This is a genomic window from Bradyrhizobium lablabi, assembly GCF_900141755.1.
GTDB classification, from domain to species: Bacteria; Pseudomonadota; Alphaproteobacteria; order Rhizobiales; family Xanthobacteraceae; genus Bradyrhizobium; species Bradyrhizobium lablabi_A.
The window spans coordinates 7,229,889-7,247,605 of the sequence record NZ_LT670844.1; the positions used below are offsets into that span (position 1 = coordinate 7,229,889).

Annotated in this window: 19 protein-coding genes; 10 read left to right on the top strand and 9 right to left on the bottom strand. The window is 60.3% G+C overall.

What is annotated here, in order from left to right:
• Nucleotides 1-43: 43 nt before the first annotated feature.
• Nucleotides 44-1,516, top strand: coding sequence for a sensor histidine kinase (locus B5526_RS33680; RefSeq protein WP_079543979.1), 1,473 nt, complete (start codon nt 44-46; stop codon nt 1,514-1,516).
• Nucleotides 1,517-1,547: 31 nt separating this feature from the next.
• On the opposite strand, the gene B5526_RS33685 is transcribed toward B5526_RS33680, so the two are convergent.
• Genes B5526_RS33685 through B5526_RS33695 form a run of 3 tightly spaced genes read right to left on the bottom strand, consistent with a single transcriptional unit; the run spans nt 1,548 to nt 4,703 of the window.
• The gene (locus B5526_RS33685) at nt 1,548-2,735 is read right to left on the bottom strand and encodes an acyltransferase family protein (protein WP_079543980.1); all 1,188 of its coding nucleotides are present in this window, start codon (nt 2,733-2,735) and stop codon (nt 1,548-1,550) included.
• A gap of 22 nt (nt 2,736-2,757) precedes the next feature.
• On the bottom strand, nt 2,758-3,861 hold the full coding sequence (locus B5526_RS33690; RefSeq protein WP_079545814.1) for a TQO small subunit DoxD: 1,104 nt from the start codon (nt 3,859-3,861) through the stop codon (nt 2,758-2,760).
• A gap of 44 nt (nt 3,862-3,905) precedes the next feature.
• A complete protein-coding gene (locus tag B5526_RS33695) occupies nt 3,906-4,703 on the bottom strand; it encodes a transcriptional initiation protein Tat (RefSeq protein ID WP_079543981.1) in 798 nt (265 codons plus the stop codon).
• Nucleotides 4,704-4,800: 97 nt separating this feature from the next.
• Between B5526_RS33695 and B5526_RS33700 the strand changes: the two genes are divergently transcribed.
• From B5526_RS33700 to B5526_RS33710, 3 genes are all read left to right on the top strand, one after another.
• On the top strand, nt 4,801-5,475 hold the full coding sequence (locus tag B5526_RS33700) for a DUF4142 domain-containing protein (RefSeq protein ID WP_154071587.1): 675 nt from the start codon (nt 4,801-4,803) through the stop codon (nt 5,473-5,475).
• Nucleotides 5,476-5,528: 53 nt separating this feature from the next.
• Nucleotides 5,529-6,017, top strand: a complete 489-nt coding sequence (locus B5526_RS33705; RefSeq protein WP_079543983.1) for a GlcG/HbpS family heme-binding protein — start codon at nt 5,529-5,531, stop codon at nt 6,015-6,017.
• An 87-nt stretch (nt 6,018-6,104) separates the two neighbouring features.
• Nucleotides 6,105-6,353, top strand: a complete 249-nt coding sequence (locus B5526_RS33710; protein ID WP_154071588.1) for a hypothetical protein — start codon at nt 6,105-6,107, stop codon at nt 6,351-6,353.
• Between the two features lie 76 nt (nt 6,354-6,429).
• On the opposite strand, the gene B5526_RS33715 is transcribed toward B5526_RS33710, so the two are convergent.
• The 4 genes from B5526_RS33715 to B5526_RS33730 all read right to left on the bottom strand — a co-directional run bounded on the left by B5526_RS33715 (nt 6,430) and on the right by B5526_RS33730 (nt 9,072).
• Nucleotides 6,430-7,914, bottom strand: a complete 1,485-nt coding sequence (locus B5526_RS33715) for a porin (RefSeq protein WP_079543985.1) — start codon at nt 7,912-7,914, stop codon at nt 6,430-6,432.
• A 221-nt stretch (nt 7,915-8,135) separates the two neighbouring features.
• On the bottom strand, nt 8,136-8,324 hold the full coding sequence (locus tag B5526_RS33720) for a hypothetical protein (protein ID WP_079543986.1): 189 nt from the start codon (nt 8,322-8,324) through the stop codon (nt 8,136-8,138).
• Nucleotides 8,325-8,388: 64 nt separating this feature from the next.
• On the bottom strand, nt 8,389-8,634 hold the full coding sequence (locus B5526_RS33725) for a hypothetical protein (protein ID WP_079543987.1): 246 nt from the start codon (nt 8,632-8,634) through the stop codon (nt 8,389-8,391).
• A gap of 30 nt (nt 8,635-8,664) precedes the next feature.
• The gene (locus B5526_RS33730; RefSeq protein WP_172842166.1) at nt 8,665-9,072 is read right to left on the bottom strand and encodes a helix-turn-helix domain-containing protein; all 408 of its coding nucleotides are present in this window, start codon (nt 9,070-9,072) and stop codon (nt 8,665-8,667) included.
• A gap of 259 nt (nt 9,073-9,331) precedes the next feature.
• On the opposite strand from B5526_RS33730, the gene B5526_RS33735 reads away from it, so the two are divergent.
• From B5526_RS33735 to B5526_RS33760, 6 genes are all read left to right on the top strand, one after another.
• Nucleotides 9,332-10,351, top strand: a complete 1,020-nt coding sequence (locus tag B5526_RS33735; RefSeq protein ID WP_197688391.1) for an NAD(P)-dependent oxidoreductase — start codon at nt 9,332-9,334, stop codon at nt 10,349-10,351.
• 59 nt (nt 10,352-10,410) lie between these two features.
• A complete protein-coding gene (locus B5526_RS33740) occupies nt 10,411-11,439 on the top strand; it encodes an aldo/keto reductase (protein WP_283807584.1) in 1,029 nt (342 codons plus the stop codon).
• 105 nt (nt 11,440-11,544) lie between these two features.
• The gene (locus tag B5526_RS33745; protein WP_079543990.1) at nt 11,545-12,957 is read left to right on the top strand and encodes a cytochrome ubiquinol oxidase subunit I; all 1,413 of its coding nucleotides are present in this window, start codon (nt 11,545-11,547) and stop codon (nt 12,955-12,957) included.
• A gap of 2 nt (nt 12,958-12,959) precedes the next feature.
• Nucleotides 12,960-13,946, top strand: coding sequence for a cytochrome d ubiquinol oxidase subunit II (gene cydB / locus B5526_RS33750; RefSeq protein WP_079543991.1), 987 nt, complete (start codon nt 12,960-12,962; stop codon nt 13,944-13,946).
• A 44-nt stretch (nt 13,947-13,990) separates the two neighbouring features.
• The gene (locus tag B5526_RS33755) at nt 13,991-14,176 is read left to right on the top strand and encodes a hypothetical protein (protein WP_079543992.1); all 186 of its coding nucleotides are present in this window, start codon (nt 13,991-13,993) and stop codon (nt 14,174-14,176) included.
• Between the two features lie 61 nt (nt 14,177-14,237).
• Nucleotides 14,238-15,866 (top strand): NAD-dependent malic enzyme, encoded by a 1,629-nt coding sequence (locus B5526_RS33760; RefSeq protein ID WP_079543993.1) that lies wholly within the window; start codon nt 14,238-14,240, stop codon nt 15,864-15,866.
• Nucleotides 15,867-15,892: 26 nt separating this feature from the next.
• Here B5526_RS33760 and B5526_RS33765 read toward each other — a convergent pair whose 3' ends face one another.
• Together B5526_RS33765 and B5526_RS33770 are read right to left on the bottom strand one after the other, a co-directional pair.
• Entirely contained in the window at nt 15,893-16,309 is a 417-nt protein-coding gene (locus tag B5526_RS33765; protein ID WP_079543994.1) for a thioesterase family protein, read from the bottom strand.
• A gap of 93 nt (nt 16,310-16,402) precedes the next feature.
• Nucleotides 16,403-17,650: an oxalate decarboxylase family bicupin gene (locus B5526_RS33770; protein WP_079543995.1), complete on the bottom strand. Its 1,248-nt coding sequence runs from the start codon at nt 17,648-17,650 to the stop codon at nt 16,403-16,405.
• Nucleotides 17,651-17,717 lie beyond the last annotated feature (67 nt).

Below are 17,717 nucleotides of genomic sequence, written 5' to 3' on the forward strand. Positions count from 1 at the left end.
ACCCAGCAATGCGCCGGGCCAGTGTTACGCCAGGGGTTGAACCATGTCGACGAAGTCGTTGCCGCTTCGGTCCAAGCCTCGCGGGCATTCCCAAGGGCATGCGGAAAAGGTCGGCGTCTCCGCGATCTCAGGGTGGAATGACCTCACGCAACTACCCGAGTTCACGCGCTCCACGACGCTGCGATGGACGTTGTTGGTGGCGGGCCTGTTTGCGGTTTTCACCGTTGCGTTGCTGGGGTTTGTCTACCTGAAAATGAAACATGACTTGACGATGCGATCCGACCGGATGATCGCCTCGCAGATTGGCGTCCTGGCCGAGCTGTCGTCCGAGCGGAGGCTGGATGCGATCAATGAGGACATCAAGCAGGATCCCGGTCGCGTCCGGCTCGCAGGCTTGTTCGGACCGGATGGCCGCAGAGTAGCGGGCAATCTGGAACGCCTGCCAGCCGATCTCAGGACCGGTGATACCGTACAAAACACCGTCGTCGACCGGTTGGATGAGAGCGGTCCGGAGAAGCAGGCGGCCCGCCTGATCTCACGCAGCCTGGCAAACGGCGACATCCTGGTGATTGGACGAAATGTCGCTGAAGTCAGCGAGATCGCAGAGGTCGTCGGCGGGGTCCTCGCGCTTGGTTTGTTTCCCGCCGTGCTTCTTTGCCTTGCGGTGGGCCTGTCGTTGAGCGCGCGGGCCCGCAAGCGTGTCGGTGAAGTCAACGAGCGGGTACAGCGTATCGTCGCCGGCAATTTGCGCGAGCGATTGCCGCATCGGAATACCGCCGATCCCTTCTCCGAGCTTGCCACGATCGTCAATGGCATGCTCGACGAGATGGAAACGCTGATCCACTCCCTTGCAGGCGTTGGCAACAACATCGCGCACGACCTGCGCACTCCACTAACCCGGGCGCGGCTGACGTTGGAGCGCGGTCGCAGCAACGCTACGACACTAGAGCAGCTACAGGCGGTTGCGGACAAGACAATAGAGGGACTCGATCAATCCTTATCCATCATTACTGCCATTCTGCGGCTGGCGGAAATTGAGAAAAATGAGCGATCGGCCGGCTTTGGCCAAGTCGCGCTCCCCGATCTCATCCGTGAAGTGGCCGACATGTACGAACCGATCGCGGAAGACAAGGGTGTCAGCCTGATGATCGATGCGCCGCACGAGCTAAGCGTGCATGCTGACCGGGATCTACTGATCGAGGCGGTCGCCAACCTCGTCGACAATGCCGTAAAATATACGCCGGCCGGCGGACGGGTGGAAATCGGACTGGTGCGCGGCGACGGCGAAAACATCGTGCGCGTCAAGGACACCGGTGTCGGCATCAGCGAACACGAACGCGACGCCGTATTAAGGCGTTTCTACCGGTCGGATCGAATTAAACACACGACAGGCCTGGGCCTTGGCCTCAACCTGGTAGCCGCAATCGTAAAGTTGCACGGCTTCCGGTTCACGATCGTTCCGGGGTCCGGGTGCGTGGTCGAGATCGGATGTCCGTGCGCACCGATACCAGCGTGAACCGCCGGGGCCACCCAGAAGGTGTTCTGCGCTAGATCGTTCGCGCTACGGCGGGAATCCTTCGTAACAACAGCGTTAGCGCCCAGCTCATCGATAGCGTTCCGGTGAACACGATGGCGAATTTCACGAAGGCCGGGAAGGGTGGATCGTAGACGATGTATTGCAGCCAGATCAGGAAAACGAAATGCACGAGATAGATGCCATAGGCGGAGGGCCGCATCGCGTCGAGCAGCCCGAGCGGGGACCGGGCAAAGCGCAGGAATACCGCAGGGATCGTGAACGTCATCGCTGCTGAGAACATCGCGAAGGCAAGACCATAGGCGGTATGCCACCATAATGGCGGCGAATTGAAATCCTCCAGCCAATTGTGGTGCGCGTAGACCAGAAGCAGGATCACGCCATAAAAGACAAACGCAAAGGCAAGCCACACAACCCAGCGCTTGGCCAGCGCCCCATTCTCGGCGAGCACTCCCGTTTTTAGGTTGACCGCACCGACGCCGACCCCGGTCAAGAAATATCCGGCATAGAGCAGGATACGGCTGGTCTGGATCGGGAGCGGATAGTGGCCGGGCACCAGCCAGGATGTATCGCCAAACATCACGCGCATCGGCAGATAGATAATGACCGTGAGGGTCAGGAATGCGGCGAAAGCGGTCATCGGCCGCTCGTGCAGGGTTGCGATGAGCTGTCCGAATGTCTCGATCAGCCGAGGCGCCGCAGCCCACAACAGAGCGGCGATCGCATCAAGCGCCAGCAATACCCACAAGAACCATGCGGACCCCGAGGGCCAGGGGCCGATGGTCAACGTGTTCCACCAGAAATGCAAAAAATTGGAATCAATCGCGGCTTGGGGATTATGGCGCAGAAAGGTCGGATAATAGGCGATCGGCATCACGACGAAGATCGAGATCAGAAACGGCACACCCAGCCGCCAGGCACGGTTGGCCAGGAAGTTCGCGGGTCGTCTGCGCGCCAGACTGTCATGAACGAACAATCCGGAAATGAAAAACATGCAGGCCATGAAGAAACTGTCGTTGAACAGGACGATCAGGTCGAACCCCAGCCAGCGCATCCGGTCGGCATTGCCGAAATAGGTGTAATTGATGACCGAGTGGTGCAGCACCACCAGCAGCGTGATAAAGCTGCGCGCGCGATCCAGCGGAACGATGCGTTCCACCGTCAGCACCGTCTGTGGGCCGCTGTCGGGTTTTCGCAGCATCAAATGCCCCCGCTCTTCGACCCTACCCCGTTCTGACCGCGACGTCGAACGTATTGCCGTTGACGGTGCGTAGCTGCAATGTGGCGACGTTATGGAGGCTGTCGGTGTTGACGCCGCTTGGGGCGGGCAATGTTATCGTCGCCATCGCCCCCACTTGCGCCCGCAGCCCGAACGGACCCGGTACAAAGCGGTTGTAGGCGAACTCGTTGTTGATCGCGGAAGCCGGCAGGTGACTCAGCGCGCTGCCGTCCCATTGCTCGAGCACGATGCCGTCATGGGATCTGAGCACCGCGGTCATCACGTTGGAAGGGGCTGCCGGCGTGCCGCCATCGAGATAGGCATGAAACCGCACCGCGCCGTTCGGAAGCAGAACGCCATCCGTCAGGCTGAGATGATGCTTGCCGGGGCTAACCGGGCCGCCATGAAACGGCGTGAGGACCGAGCCGCGATAGTAATTATAGGTTGCGACATTGAAGACGACAGTCGCCGCAAACACCACCAGCGCGAGCTTTTGAAAGGTGGCGCTCCGCACCGGAAGCGGCAAGGCGCCGGACATCCAGCGAAACCACCCCCGTCCGGCGAGCACCGGCTTGCGCGCCAGCAGCACATTGTCCAGCGAGAATGCGCCGCTGCCGCCAAGCATCAGGGTGGCACCGATCGCCAGATTGCAGGCTGCCATGGTCCATTCATCGATGCAGGTTGCGCCCTGCCATCCGAACATCAGCATCAGCGCGACCGAGAGGCCGATCGAGACCAGCGCCGCGACTCGCGTGAGAAAACCCGCCATCAAGAACAGTCCGGTAACCAGCTCGGCCGCGCTGAACAGGATCAGCGAGACATAGAGAAGATAAAAATGATGCAGGAGAAAGGCGATGATATGGTCGGTTCCCAGTAACGCCCCCGGCATCGCCGATTGGAATTTGTTCGCCATCCAGCTCGCCGCGTTCGGATCGAGCTTGGCGGGCGCATAGATGAAGCGGCGCGATCCGCCGCCCCAATAGATGAATCCTTGAATGAAGCGGATAGAAAGCAGCGCCAGTGCCGCGATGCGCAGCGTGTCCGCCTTGCTGCGGTGGGCGGCTGGATTGGCGGCTGAGGCCGTGCCGTCGAGCATAAGCGTGGACATGGTGATTTCCCGTCGTGACGGCTTCAGGTTTGCGCTGGTGGGCATTACGTTGCGTAGTGAAAGCCGGCCTGCTGCAATTCGGGTAGCGTGCCGACAGCTCCGGGGATCAGGACCGCGCCATCCACCAGATGGTTGGTCAATTCGGCCGCGAGCGCGCCATGCGAGAGCTTGTCAGGATTGACGCCGGTCTTGATGAGGGCTGCTGCCTGTTCCCAGATTGCATTGTGGCAGGCCATGAAAACCACGCCGCGCCGCATCAGCGCCGGTATCGAATTATCTTCACCGGAGAAGGCTCCCGCCGGATCCTCATAGTCCGCGGGATCGGCGGACGCTGCTTTCTTCTCGATGATCGGCGTATTGGTCTTGAACTCGTCGCCCGCCAGCTCGGTGAGCCGATACTTGTCCCACGTGGCCTGGTCGTAGAGCGCGAGAAGCGCCGTACCGTGGGTCACCGACACTGTGAGGAAATCCGGATGTTTGAACGACCAGATCTGCGTATTGAGCGCGGTGCGCATGAAGTTCAGCCAGGGACTTGCGATCGCGGTATTGTCCCAGACCTGCTTGGGCACGGGTTTGTAGGAGAGCACTTCCGTCAAGGCTTCGTCATCCCATTGCTCCCGGTGGTTCAGGATCATCGGCACGGTCTTGAAATCGCGGCGGCGGGGTGCCTGCGCGAGACGCTTCTTCAGCGCCTCAAGATGCGTAGCACCTGGTGGCGTCAACGCGGGTTCGACAGCGGCCGCCGCGGGCCTGGCTCCCGCCGACGCGAAGCCGATCGCGCTCGTCGCCATGCTCAAGGCGAGCGTTCTCAATACCTCCCTTCTTTCGCTGATGATGCTCATGGGCCTTCATCTCCCGACGATCATCTTCAGAAAGATACGCCGCGGGACCTCTCAAGACCAATAAATCCTTTTTTATAATAATCGAGTTTGGCTGGTCTTGCGCTATTCCAGCTCGCCTTCGAAGCATTGGCTTGATTGTCGTCACGGGCAGCCTGGCTCCGTCCACGGGCCACGAGCAAACGGAGCTAACAAAATGAAACTTGCATCTGCACCAGGTCGTATCGTCAGCCTCGGCCTAGCCTGCGTTCTGGTTTGCTCGGCCGGCGCCGTAGTCGCTACGGCGCAGACGAGCACACCGCCGGAGCTACCGGCGACACTCAACGCCGTGGATTTTAATTTTGTCGGTCAAGCGAACCTGGGCGCGCCGTTCCAGATCGATTCCGGCCGGCTTGCGGAAACCAAGGGCACGAGCGAAGCGATCCGCGGTTACGCCCATCTGATGGTAACCAGCCATATTCCGGTCGTCGATGCGCTGAACGTGATCCTCAAGCAGAAAGCCGTCACTCCGTCGAACACGCTTTTGCACGGCGCCTACAACGCCATGATTGCCACGCTCGAGGCGGATCGTCGCGCCGCGTTTGACCGCGACTATTTGAGCGGTCAGGTCGAGTATCAAAAAGGAAACGCGGCGTTGTTCGAACAGGAGATCCAGAACGGCAGCGATCCCGACCTCAAGGAGTTTGCGCGCAAAACCCTGCCGAAGATCGTGGATCACTTGCAGCGCGCCGAAAAGCTTGCCGCCGCAGCGGGCGTACACATCGCCTCGAAATGAGGCTCGATGGACTGACGGACTGAGCCCGTAAACCGTTGTGAAGGGAAACCACAATGCGCATCGCCATCGCGAGCGTCGTCGTGCTCGGAGCAGTTGCGTTGCTCCCGCCGGCCGCGGCCGCGCCATTTGCAGAAAAGAAAGTTCTGACCCTGGAGATTCCGCGAAAGATCGTCGCGACAGCTGAGCAGGAGGCGGCGCGCGATCACCTGGCGGGAGTTATAGCGGTTGTCGACGACGGTGGGTGGCCGATCCTGATCGAGCGCATGGACCATGCCGCCTATCTCGCCAGCGTGGAACTTGCCCCCGGCAAGGCTCGAACGGCCGCGCTGTTCAAGAAACCCAGCCAGGCGCTGGAGGACGCGATCAACCACGGTCGCGTCGCGGCCGTCACGGCGCAGGGGTTTACCGAGATGCAAGGCGGGCTTCCGATCGTTGTCGACGGCGAGGTGATCGGTGCCATCGGCGCGAGCTTCGATACGCCGGAGCACGACGTGCAAATCGCGCAGGCTGGGCTGGCAGCGGTCCCTCGTCCCCGCGACTAAAGCGAAGTGCTTCTAAAGCCGAATTTAATGGCATACCTGCAGCCGCCTTCCCATGTGGTGCTCATATCGTCCAGCCAGGAGACCAACATGAAATTCGCATTGATCGGCGCTATCGCGGTTGCGGCGGCAGCTTTCGCAGTGCCCGTTATGGCGCAACCCGTTGTCGAAGACCCCGGCTATTGCGCGCAATTCTATCCGAACGCAAATTGCCAGAACTTCGGACCGGGCAACCCGTATACCGATAGCCGCTATTATCACAGCGATCCGATGGCGACGACGCAGGCGGCCGAGGCCAATGCCTACCGTTATCATGGCGGACCGAAATACAACGATTGATGAGCCTAGTTCTCGCCATCTCGTTCAAGACATCTGGAGCTGAGCGGCCGCCGCGTCAAATCGCGGCGGCGCGCAATCAGAAGCGAAAGCGAAGCCCAACCGTCGGATCGATACTGCTCCGATTGAGGAAGCCATTCGCCAGGCCACCATTGACCTGCGAGAACATGATCCCGGCATAGGCATCAAACTTCTTCGCAAACTGCCAATCGACGACGAAGGAAACGGCGTCGAACGTCCCATGGCAGTTTGAGAACGCCGAGGGGTTGGTGCAGTTGACGAATGCGCCAAAGGTGGGCTGCGTATAATGGTAGTAAGCGCCGATCACATCCAGATTGTCAGTGACGGCGTATTTCACTCCGGTCCAGAATACATGGAATAACTTGTCGCCGGCGTCGAAAGCCGTGTTGCTGATGTTCGTGCCGTTGATCGCAGTGCAGGCGGCGCAGACGAAGTCTCCCGCGATATCACTAAAACCAGTACCGGGGGCAAACCGATTGCTGGGGGGCGCATATCGAATGAATTCGTACCCGGCAAACAGCTTGAGTGGCCCGTTGCTGTATTTTCCAACCAGCATCACGCTCGAATTGTCGGAGAGCGTCGCGGTGAGAAACTGCGGCAGCACCGCCGGCAGCGTGTTGCCGCCAAGCGTTATCGACACGGCGTTCTGGACGTAGCTGCCAATCGCGTCGAGCGAAAGCGTGCCGCCGGCCAAATTGGTAATGTCCCCGCCGATCTGGAGTTGGTAGGAGCCGGTCGCGGCGTTGTTGAGCTCATAGCCGCCGAATTGCCAGAGTGCCGCGACCCTGAACTGGCCAATGTTGACATGGTACTTCACCGATGTGCTAAATCGGCAATCCTGGGTATCGCCCACGCCGCAGGTGATTCCCTGCCAGCCGATCGGCGAGAAGGCGTACGAAAGGCTCATTGGATCGTAGGCAAAAATGGCGTCCAAAGTCAGGTTGTTTTGCCGGAAAACGGTCAAGGTGCCATAGGGTGAACTGACGCCCAAATAGCCCACGGCATTGTAAAATTGCCCGGCCCGGCTGGAGTCGGCGTACGAGTCCTGGCTGGTAAGCGGCACGCCGATGTTCTGAAAGTCAGAGTGCGGTCCGTTGGAGAGGTGCAGGGAATAAGGATCGAACCCGGCCTGCAGATCGAAGATAAAAGCCCATCCCGGAGCGAGCGGCTCGTTGCCCTTGATCCCGATATTTGAGTTGGTCAAACCGTTCGGCGCGAGATCCCACCGCGGGCCCCTGCTGTACTTCTGGATGAGATAATCTACCCCGACGGCGGATGTGCCATTGAAGGGCGCTCCGTGGCTCCGCCACGTCACACCCCCGTCGATCGTACCGTAGACCGTGATGCCGTTCCAGGTCAGTGGGCAGGCCGTGGCGACAAACTCCTCAAGGCTGGTACACGTCGCCGGCTGCGAGGGAGCCTGCGCGCTTGCGGCGGGCGCAGCCTTTGTCGCGATGATGTCGTCGGCGGCCGATGCTTCCGAAGCCGTCGCAAGCAGGAGTCCGAGGCCGGCTAAGACTGTAAGCCAAGCAGTGCGAGCCATCGCGCCCTCCTACCGTCCCTTGCTCCAGCCGTTGGGGGACCTTTCTGCGACCGCGCCCTACCTGACTATCCGACGCGTCGCTCCGTGATGCAAGTGGCCAAGATGCCAGACCGCAGCGCAAGACCGCCGGGTTCCTACCGTGGATTCGGGGCAACATATTTTTTTGCGCTGCGCTCGCAACTGTCGCAGGTCGCCGCGTCACCCGACATGCCCAGGGCCATTCACGACGCTCTCGCTTGATTTTCGATGGCCAGCACCGCGCCTTGGCAATGCTCAACGTAGCATTGATCATCACAGTAGGGGAGCCGCGTCTCGATCTCGCGCAGGTAGCTTGCGCCGATCGGCTTGCGGCACAGCGCACATAAGGATAGTCGAAAGGGCGTCCTGCCATTTACCAGGATGAATCTCACGTGGCGTCTCCCGATGCGAAGCGGATAATCGTGGTTGATGGGTGAAAGAGTTTGTATTGAGGGTTCATTGCGCAGCCTCTTCGCTCCGAAATCCCGTAAGCCCGGCTGCAACTGTATTTCGGGCGACGTGAAACCGGATCAACCATCTGCGATCCGCCTCCTCGCGGGACTTGAAGCGATCGACGCACTTCTTCGAACAGAGGGCGGTTCGCCAGGAATAGTGCCGGATGAGACCGAACTTTCCGTCACAGATGGCGCAGCGCTTCGCCCCGTTGCGCTGAAGATTTTGTGTGTTGTTGCGTTCCTTCATTGCTTCCTCCTGTGGGCTTGGCTCGTGAGGCTAACTCTGTTGGCGACGCCGATACTCGGTCGGCGTCATTCCGGTGAATTTTCGGAATCCCCTCGTGAACGAACTCGTCTCGCGAAAGCCGAGCTGGATGCCGATCTGCGTCACGGAGAGCGCCGGCCTCTGCAACAACGTCCTGGCTCGATCGATTCGACGCGCCATATGGTAGCGATGCGGAGGTGTGCCGAACGATCGCCGGAAGGCGCGCGCAAAATGGTAGACGCTGAGACCGACGAGCTCCGCGAGAGCCGCCAGCGAAATCTCCTCGGCGAGATGGCTGTCGATGAATTCCGCCACGCGCTTCTGCTGCCACGCCGGCAAGCCGCCGCGAAGCGGCCTTGCCGCAGCGGATGCCGGAGGCGAGGAGGGGAAACCTACCAGGTTGATGCCCGTGTCACTCATTTGTGTGGTCCTGATGCGCACGCCGGCTCCCTGCTGTGCGTAAGAGCAGCGATCGAGGATGAGGGTAAGCGGATGGCTGTCGGGCACCATTAAATTGCCCGTCAGATAACTAAATTCGGTTTTAGGGCACGTGAGGCAGGATCATTCAAGCCGCAGCAAGCCGGGACAAGTGCTGAAACCGCTCGTCACTAAATTGCTGGGAGCAGCCGTCGCAAGCTGCGCATCCATCGATGCGGCTGCGTTCGGTCAGGAGCCTCCCATGTCCAAGCACGAGCCCGGTTCTCATCTCGACTTCGGGAGGCGAGCCGAAAATCCGTCGAGCGGGTCTCGCGGCGGCTCTCAATCCAGCCGCCCACCGCTGATGGGCGATATCGGCTTCATCGGCCTTGGCCACATGGGGACGGCGATGGCGGCAAACCTGGTCGCCGCCGGACGCCGGGTGATCGCCTATGTCCGTCGTCCGGAGCAGATCGGCGAGCTCGAGCCGCTTGGCCTCAGGCCCACGACCGATATCGGTGACTTGATCGACTGCGACGTCGTCATCACCATGTTGCCTGACGACGATGCCGTGCGCGACGTCGTGTTTGGCCGCAGGGACGATCCTCTCGACGGTCTGGCCGCGGGTCTGATGCCCGGCGCGATCCATCTGTCGATGAGTACGATCAGCACGAAGGCTGCATCGCTCTTGGCAAGTGAGCACGCACGGCATGGTCAAGGTTATGTGGCGGCGCCGGTGTTCGGGAATCCGGATGCCGCCAAGGCGCGTCAGCTGTTCATCGTCGTCGCGGGCGCAGAGGCCGATGTCGCGCGCTGCCAGCCGATCTTCGACAGTCTCGGACAAAGAACGTTTGTCATTGGCACCGACCCGCAACATGCAAACCTGGTCAAGCTGCTTGGCAATATGATGAGCGCGACGGCACTCGAGATGCTCGGGGAGGTCGTTGCCGTGGTCCGGAAGCGCGGGATGGATCCGCAACCCTTCATCGACATCATGACGAGCACGATGTTTGGCGGACGCGCGCACAAGATTTACGGCGACAAGATCGCCAGACAGATTTACGCGGCCGGCTTTGTCCTGCCTCTCGTTCTGAAGGATGTGCGCCTGGCGCTTGCGGAAGCGGAGAGGGCGGGTGTCCCGATGCCATCGGTGGGCGTGGTCCGCGACCGGCTGATCACGGGGATCGCGCGCGGCTACGGCGAACTCGACTGGACTGCGCTCGGGCTTATCGCCGCGGAGGAAGCGGGAATCTACGCCGTGCCCTCCGCGAATGACAATTGAGACTGGACTTAGCCGCCAATCGCGCTCCCACACCGCACACTTAGAGGAGAATCAGGACCATGGCCGATCAAGCAGAAGCTCTCAAAATGAGCATGGAACTCACCGAGATTCATGGCACGTCACTAAAAGTGTCGCCGGTCGCGATCGGTACCTGGGCGATCGGCGGGTGGATGTGGGGCGGAACCGACGAAGCCGAATCTATCGCGACCATCCAGGCCGCATTCGAGCATGGCATCAATATCGTCGACACCGCCCCGGTCTATGGATTTGGCCGCTCCGAGGAGATTGTCGGCAAGGCTATCGCGGCGGGTCTGCGGCGTTCGGATGTCCTCATTGCCACCAAGGCCGGACTGCAATGGGATGGTGGACAAGTATCCCGTAATGCCAGCCGCGCCCGCATCCTGCGCGAGGTCGAGGATTCCCTGCGCAGGCTTCGAACCGATTACATCGACATCTATCAGGTTCATTGGCCCGATCCGCTGGTCACGATCGAGGAAACCGCGGAAGCGATGCTGACGTTATTGGTGCAGGGAAAAATCCGCGCCATCGGAGTGAGCAATTTTTCGGTGCTCCAGATGGAGCGATTTCGCCGTGTTGCGCCGCTGCATGTGCTGCAACCGCCGTACAATCTGTTCGAACGCGAAATCGAGACCGACCTTCTGCCTTATTGCCGGAAAAACAAAATCGCGACGCTGGGATATGGTGCCCTGTGCCGGGGCCTGCTATCCGGACGGATGCGGGCGGATACCGCTTTCGATGGCGACGATCTGCGGCGAACCGACCCGAAATTCCGCGAGCCGCGGTTCGCGCAATATATCGCCGCCGTACAAAAACTCGACAGGCTCGCTCAGCGACGCTTCGGCAAGCGCGTTATTCACCTGGCGGTGCGTTGGATGCTCGACCAGGGCATCACCACGGCACTGTGGGGGGCGCGTCATCCCGGTCAGTTGCAGCCGGTCGACGAGGTGACTGGCTGGACGCTCGATGCCTCTGCCAAGGCCGAGATCGATCGGATCCTGCGCGACACGATCACCGATCCAGTCGGACCGGAATTCATGGCGCCGCCGCCGCGCAGCGCCGCAGCATAGTGCAACACAGCTCGTCTTGGAAAATTAACGGCGAATTTAATAGCCCGCACCGTTGCCATTCCTAGCTTCAGGTAGTCGCCCTCCTGCTAGGCTGAGAGAATTGCAATGGACATGACCGCGCTTCTGCTGTCGCGAATTCAATTCGCCTTTACCATCACGTTCCATATCATCTTTCCTTCCTTCACGATCGGCTTGGCGGCCTGGCTCACTGTCCTCGAAGCTCTGAGCCTTGCGACCGGCCGCCCGGTCTATCGCGTGATCTTCGAATTCTGGCTGAAGATATTCGGCGTGGCATTCGGATTGGGGGTGGTGTCCGGGATCGTGATGGCATTCCAGTTCGGCACCAATTGGAGCGTGCTGTCCAAAATGTCCGGGCCGATCCAGGGCCCGCTTCTGATGTTTGAGACCTTTTGGGCCTTCATGCTCGAGGCCAGTTTCTTCGGCGTCCTCATCTTTGGCCGCAGCCGCGTGCCGCCATGGTTCTATTTGTTTTCCACCGCAATGGTCGCGCTGGGTACCTCGATCTCGGCGTTCTGGATCATGGTCAATAACAGCTGGATGCAGGTGCCATCGGGCTATGTGATGGAAAACGGCGCCTTCGTTCCAAACGACTGGACCAAAATTATCTTCAACTCGGTGGTGTGGTCGCGATTTCCGCACATGTTGCTCGCCGCTTACCTGACCGGTGCCTTTTGCGTTGCCGCGACCGGCGCGTGGTACATGCTGCGGAAGGTATATCACGCCGAGGCGCGGATCATGCTGCGCATGGGCCTTGGTCTCGCGGCCGTGCTGATGCCGATCCAGCTTGTGTTCGGGCATCTGGTCGGCGGCTACGTCAACACCTATCAACCGTCCAAGATGGCCGCCATTGAGGGGCGCTGGAACGACGAGAAGCCGGGTTCGGAAGTGCTGTTCGCCTGGCCCGATGTGGAGAACCGGCGCAACCTGTTCGCGATCACGTTGCCACCGCCGTTCGGCAGTCTGATCGATTCCGACAGTTTCACCGCTGCGGAAACAGGGCTCAACAGTATCCCCCGGGAGAACTGGCCGCCGGTGGTCCTCCCGTTCTTCGCCTTCCGGATCATGGTGGGATGCGGTCTCTTGATGCTGGGGCTAGCCTGGCTCGGCAGCTATCTGAGTTACAGACATCGTCTGGCGTATAATCGCCCGCTGCTTTGGCTGACGTTCTTCAGCTTTCCGCTGCCCTTCATTGCGATCATTACCGGCTGGTTCACCGCCGAAGTCGGCCGTCAGCCCTGGGTCGTCTTTGGGGTGTTGCGGACCGCCGATGCCATGACGCCGTTCCTGACCACGCAGCAGGCGACGATCTCGCTCGTGATCTTCTGCTCGGTCTACGCCTTCATCTTCCTGTTTGGCACCTTTTACATCTACCGGCTGATCCGCACCGGCCCGCGGAAGCCATTCGAAGTACCCCATCTCGCGGTTCCGAACCGGCCGATGTCACTGGCCGATGACGAGCCGATTACAGAACCGCATCATTTCGTCGCCGGAGAATAACCATGGTCATGTTCTGGGTCTCGCTGTTGGCGATCAGCATTTTGCTCTATGTCCTGCTCGACGGGGTTGATCTCGGCGTCGGCTTGCTGTTCGGACTTACAACCAACGAAGCCAGGCGTGCCACGATGCTGAGCGCCGTCGCGCCGATCTGGGACGGCAACGAGACTTGGCTGGTCATCACCGCCGTTATTCTGTGGGGAGCTTTTCCGGTGGTCTATTCGAATTTGCTGTCGGCCTTTTATCTACCGCTCATCGTCATGCTGCTGGGCCTGATCCTGCGCGGTGTCGCATTCGAGTTTCGTTACAAGACGCAACGGCTACGTTGGGTCTGGGATTTGAGCTTTGCCGGCGGGTCGCTGATCGCGACGTTCATACAAGGCATGACGGTCGGTGCGCTGGTGGAGGGTTTGCAGTTCACCAACGGCCAATATTCCGGCGGTGAGGTCGGCTGGCTGACGCCGTTTGCGGTGCTTTGCGGCATCGGCCTGTGCCTTGGCTACGCGCTTCTCGGCGCCTGCTGGCTGGCGAAGAAATGCGAGGCCGAGGTTCGCGAAGTGGCGCATCGGCAGATCCCCGTTCTCGCAATCGGCGTATTGGCGTTCCTCGTGCTTGTCTTTGCTTACGCGCTGGCCGAAAACCTTCCGATCCTGCATCGTTGGATCGATCGGCCATATCTGTTCGTATTCCCGGCGATCGGCGCGGTCGCAGCAACCGTGCTTGGGTTGAGCATCCTGCGTCACAACGATCATTGGCCGTTCTACATGGTCGTACTGATCTTCGTGTCGGCGTTCGGCACGCTGGCGCTGTCGTTCTGGCCCTACATGATCCCCTTCGTCATCACCATCGACGAAGCCGCCTCGCCGCATTCCAGTCTCGCGTTCATGTTCTGGGGGTGCGGCGTCGTCGTCTTCCCGATGATGCTGATTTACACGGTCGTCAGCTACACCGTCTTCAGGGGCAAGGTCCGGGCAACAGCCGGATACCACTAAAAACAGCGAAGCGCAGCCGGGGAACTTCGATTGTCACCATTCACATGATGCTGGTGACGCAACCGGCGATTATCGACTACTATAAGGCGTTCACAATCGCGCATCATGCGACGGGCGACGATCTCACGCTCAAGGTCGCCGCCCTCGAGCTTGGTCGTCGGCGAGGAACAGTTCGATCGATGACCGATCCGGCAATGAAGGTGTGGCTCTGTTTCGCCGTTGCGATCTGAGCCTCTGCACCGGGAGCGGCCCGCTTGCGGTGTTCCAGACACCGACCAGGGAGTAGCTACCATGTCCGTACAAATAACTGCCACTGGCTATGACCTTCTTCGCGATCCCCGGCTGAACAAAGGTACTGCCTTCAGCGACATAGAACGCCGCACACGGGGCATTGAAGGGTTGCTGCCTCCGGCCAGTATCACGATCGAGCTCCAGGTCGCCCGCCTGCACGCCGAACTCGCCAATCTCGACAATGACCTGCAGAAGTACCTTCTGCTGTCGGACCTGCAGGCGCGCAACGAGACACTGTTCTACGCCGTCCTGATGTCGGATCCGGCGAGTTTCATGCCAATCGTTTACACGCCGACAGTGGGGGAGGCCTGCCAGAAGTTCGATGAAATCTTTCACTCGCCTCGCGGCATGTATTTGCCGATCAGCGAGCGCGGCCGTCTTCGCGAAATTTTGAGCAACTGGCCACAGAAGGATGTCCGTTTCATCGTTGTCACCGATGGCGAGCGCATCCTCGGGCTGGGCGATCTCGGCGTCGGAGGAATGGGCATTCCGATCGGCAAGCTCGCCCTCTACACTGCCTGCGCCGGTGTGCCGCCGCAATATTGCCTGCCGGTAGCCCTCGACGTCGGCACTAACAACCAGGACCTTCTGGATGACCCGCTCTATCTAGGTCTGCGCCAGAACCGCGTCCGCGGCGAGGACTACCGCGCCTTCGTAGATGAGTTCGTCGAAGCCGTGCAGGCGCTCTATCCGCTATGCTGCATCCAGTGGGAAGATTTCGCTAACCTCAACGCGGTGCCCATTCTCGAGCGTTATCGCGACAAAGTCTGCACCTATAATGACGATATCCAAGGAACCGCGGCGGTGGCGCTGGCCGGTATGCTCGGAGCACTGCGCATCTCCGGACAGAAGCTGACCGAGCAGCGTTTCCTGTTTCTCGGCGGCGGGTCGGCGGCAACCGGCATTGCCGAACTGATCAGTCAGGCCATGGCGCTCGAAGGCATGGACATTGCGACGGCGCGCAGCCGCAATGCGCTGTTTGATATCAAGGGGCTGATGGTGCGCTCTCGCACTGACCTTGCGGAATTCCAGAAGCCATTCGCGCAGGATCATGCGCCCATTTCCGTCTTTGCCGATGCGGTGAAGGCACTTCAACCGACCGGCATTATTGGCGTCAGCACCGTACCGAAGCTGTTCAATCAGCAGGTCATCGAGGCCATGGCCGAGATCAACGAGCGCCCGATCATTTTCCCGTACTCCAATCCGACCTCGCGCTCGGAGTGTACGGCCGAAGAGGCTTATCGTTGGTCCCAAGGCAGGGCGATCTTCGCCAGTGGAAGCCCGTTTCCGCCGGTGGAAATCGCCGGCAAGACTTTCGTGCCGGGCCAGGGCAATAATGTCTATATCTTCCCGGCCATGGGCATGGCGGTCTTTGCGACAGAAGCCAAGCGCGTGACCGAAGAGATGTTCATCGTGGCGGCGCGAGCAGTCGCTGAACAGGTTACGGACCAAAACCTCGCCACCGGCCTGATTTATCCGCCGCAGAGCCAAATCCTCAAGGCCTCTCTGCATGTCGCCACCCGCGTCGCCGAATACATCTTCGACAAGGGCATCGCTCGGGTATCCAGGCCACATGATATCGGCGCGTTGATCCGCGGCCGCGCCTACCGTCCGGTCTACCCGACGTGAACCAAACCCAGGGAACGCCAGTGGATTCAATCCGAACTCAGGGCGAGCTGCCTTACTCCGAACCGTTCCTCGAATTCCACCACATTGACGATGCCGCGGCGATGGGTGCCGTCGCCGATCTTGCGGTCGCCATCCCAGGCCTCGACCTCGAATACCACGCTCTTGGGATCGATCTGGATGACCCGAGCGATGGCGCGGACGGTACGGCCGACCGGGGTTGCCGCGAGGTGGCGGACCTTCACGTCCATGCCGACGCTGACAAAACCCTCCGGCAGGTGTGAAGCGATGGCGAAGCCCGCCGCCATTTCCATATGCAGGATCATCATCGGCGTGGCATAGACCTGCGGCATTTGCGCCACGAAATGACCGACCGTCATCTCAGAGGTCATCGTCACGATCTTTTCCGCCGTCATGCCAATGGTGACGTTGTCGAGCACACCCATATCTGTCTGGTCCGCGTTGAATATAAACTGGCGGCATCTCTGATGCCGCCAGCAACGTTGTTTGTAGGAGGGCTACGGCTCCGACTCGGCCATCTACGCTTTGGGCATGACGCCCGGGCCGCCGTCCGGCCATTTGGCGATGGTCGCTTCGTCTATATTGAGATGCTGGGCAACCAACGCCGGCGGCGTATGCGTCAGCCAGTTGGACAGCGAAATCTCTTCATACTGGGGTGCCCTGAAGACCCCGATAAACACCAGGTCCGTGTCGCCTACATTCTCAACATAGTGCCCCAGGTTTTTCTTGACGTAGCCGATGTCTCCAGCATTGAAGTCCATCGTCATCGCATTCGGGCCGGTATTGAACACCGTCATGCGGCCCTTGCCCTTGATGTAATACTGCCACTCGTCGGCGTTCGGATGCCAGTGCATCTCGCGCACCCCGCCGGGACGAACCGTTACCAGCGCGGCTGCAACCGTCGTTGAGACCATGAAGTTGCTGCTGTCGGCAACCCGCACGTCGCCGCCTTTGGATTCTTTCGTCGGAGCTGACGCTCCCAGCCGGAAGATAAAGGGATGGGGTGGAACGCCCCCGGTTTTTCCGATTGCAGCGCGGTCCGCTGCCAGATCGCCAGGCAGCTTGCCCTGGAAGATCCAGAGATCTTGCAGCGGAATCTTCGCGAACGTCTCGGCCGGAACGCCGAAATTCTTGGCGAGCACTTCGGGGGGCGTATGGGCGAACCAGTCCGTCACCAATAGCGTATTGAACTCGCTGGCGTCGCCGTCGTCAAAGCAGATCACGAATTCGCAACCGTCCGGGCCGAGACCCTGCAACGAATGCGGGTAGCCCGCCGGAAAATACCAAAGGTCGCCCTCTTTGACGTCCGCAACGTACGGCCGGCCCATGGTGTCGAGAACCGTCACGCGGCAATTGCCGTAAGTCATGATCGCCCACTCGGCGGCCTGGTGCCAGTGTAATTCCCTGATGCCACCGGACGTCAGCCGCATGTTGACGCCCGAGATCGTTTTCGAAATTGCGAAATCTTCCTGCGTCACCTGGCGTGCCCAGCCGCCGTTCTGGACGCGCTTCGGCGCGTTGTTGAAGGAGGCCCAGTCCAGCGGCATGCCGCCGACGTCGGTCGGCGGCGGAAATTGTGCTGACGGAAACTGGTTGCCGAGGGCTGGGTTTTGCGGGCCGGGATCGGCAAGAGTTCCCGGACCCTTCGCATTGATGGCGCCTTGCGGCGGCAGGTCCGGATTCCCGAACGAGGCAGCCCGTGCGGCGCTTGCTGTCATGACAGCGCCCGCAGCGGACACTGCCAACACTTCTCTTCGCGAAAACATGATGGTCACTCCTCGGCAATTCAATTGATGGTGTATGGGAGATAAGGTCTCGATTACCGTGAGCCAT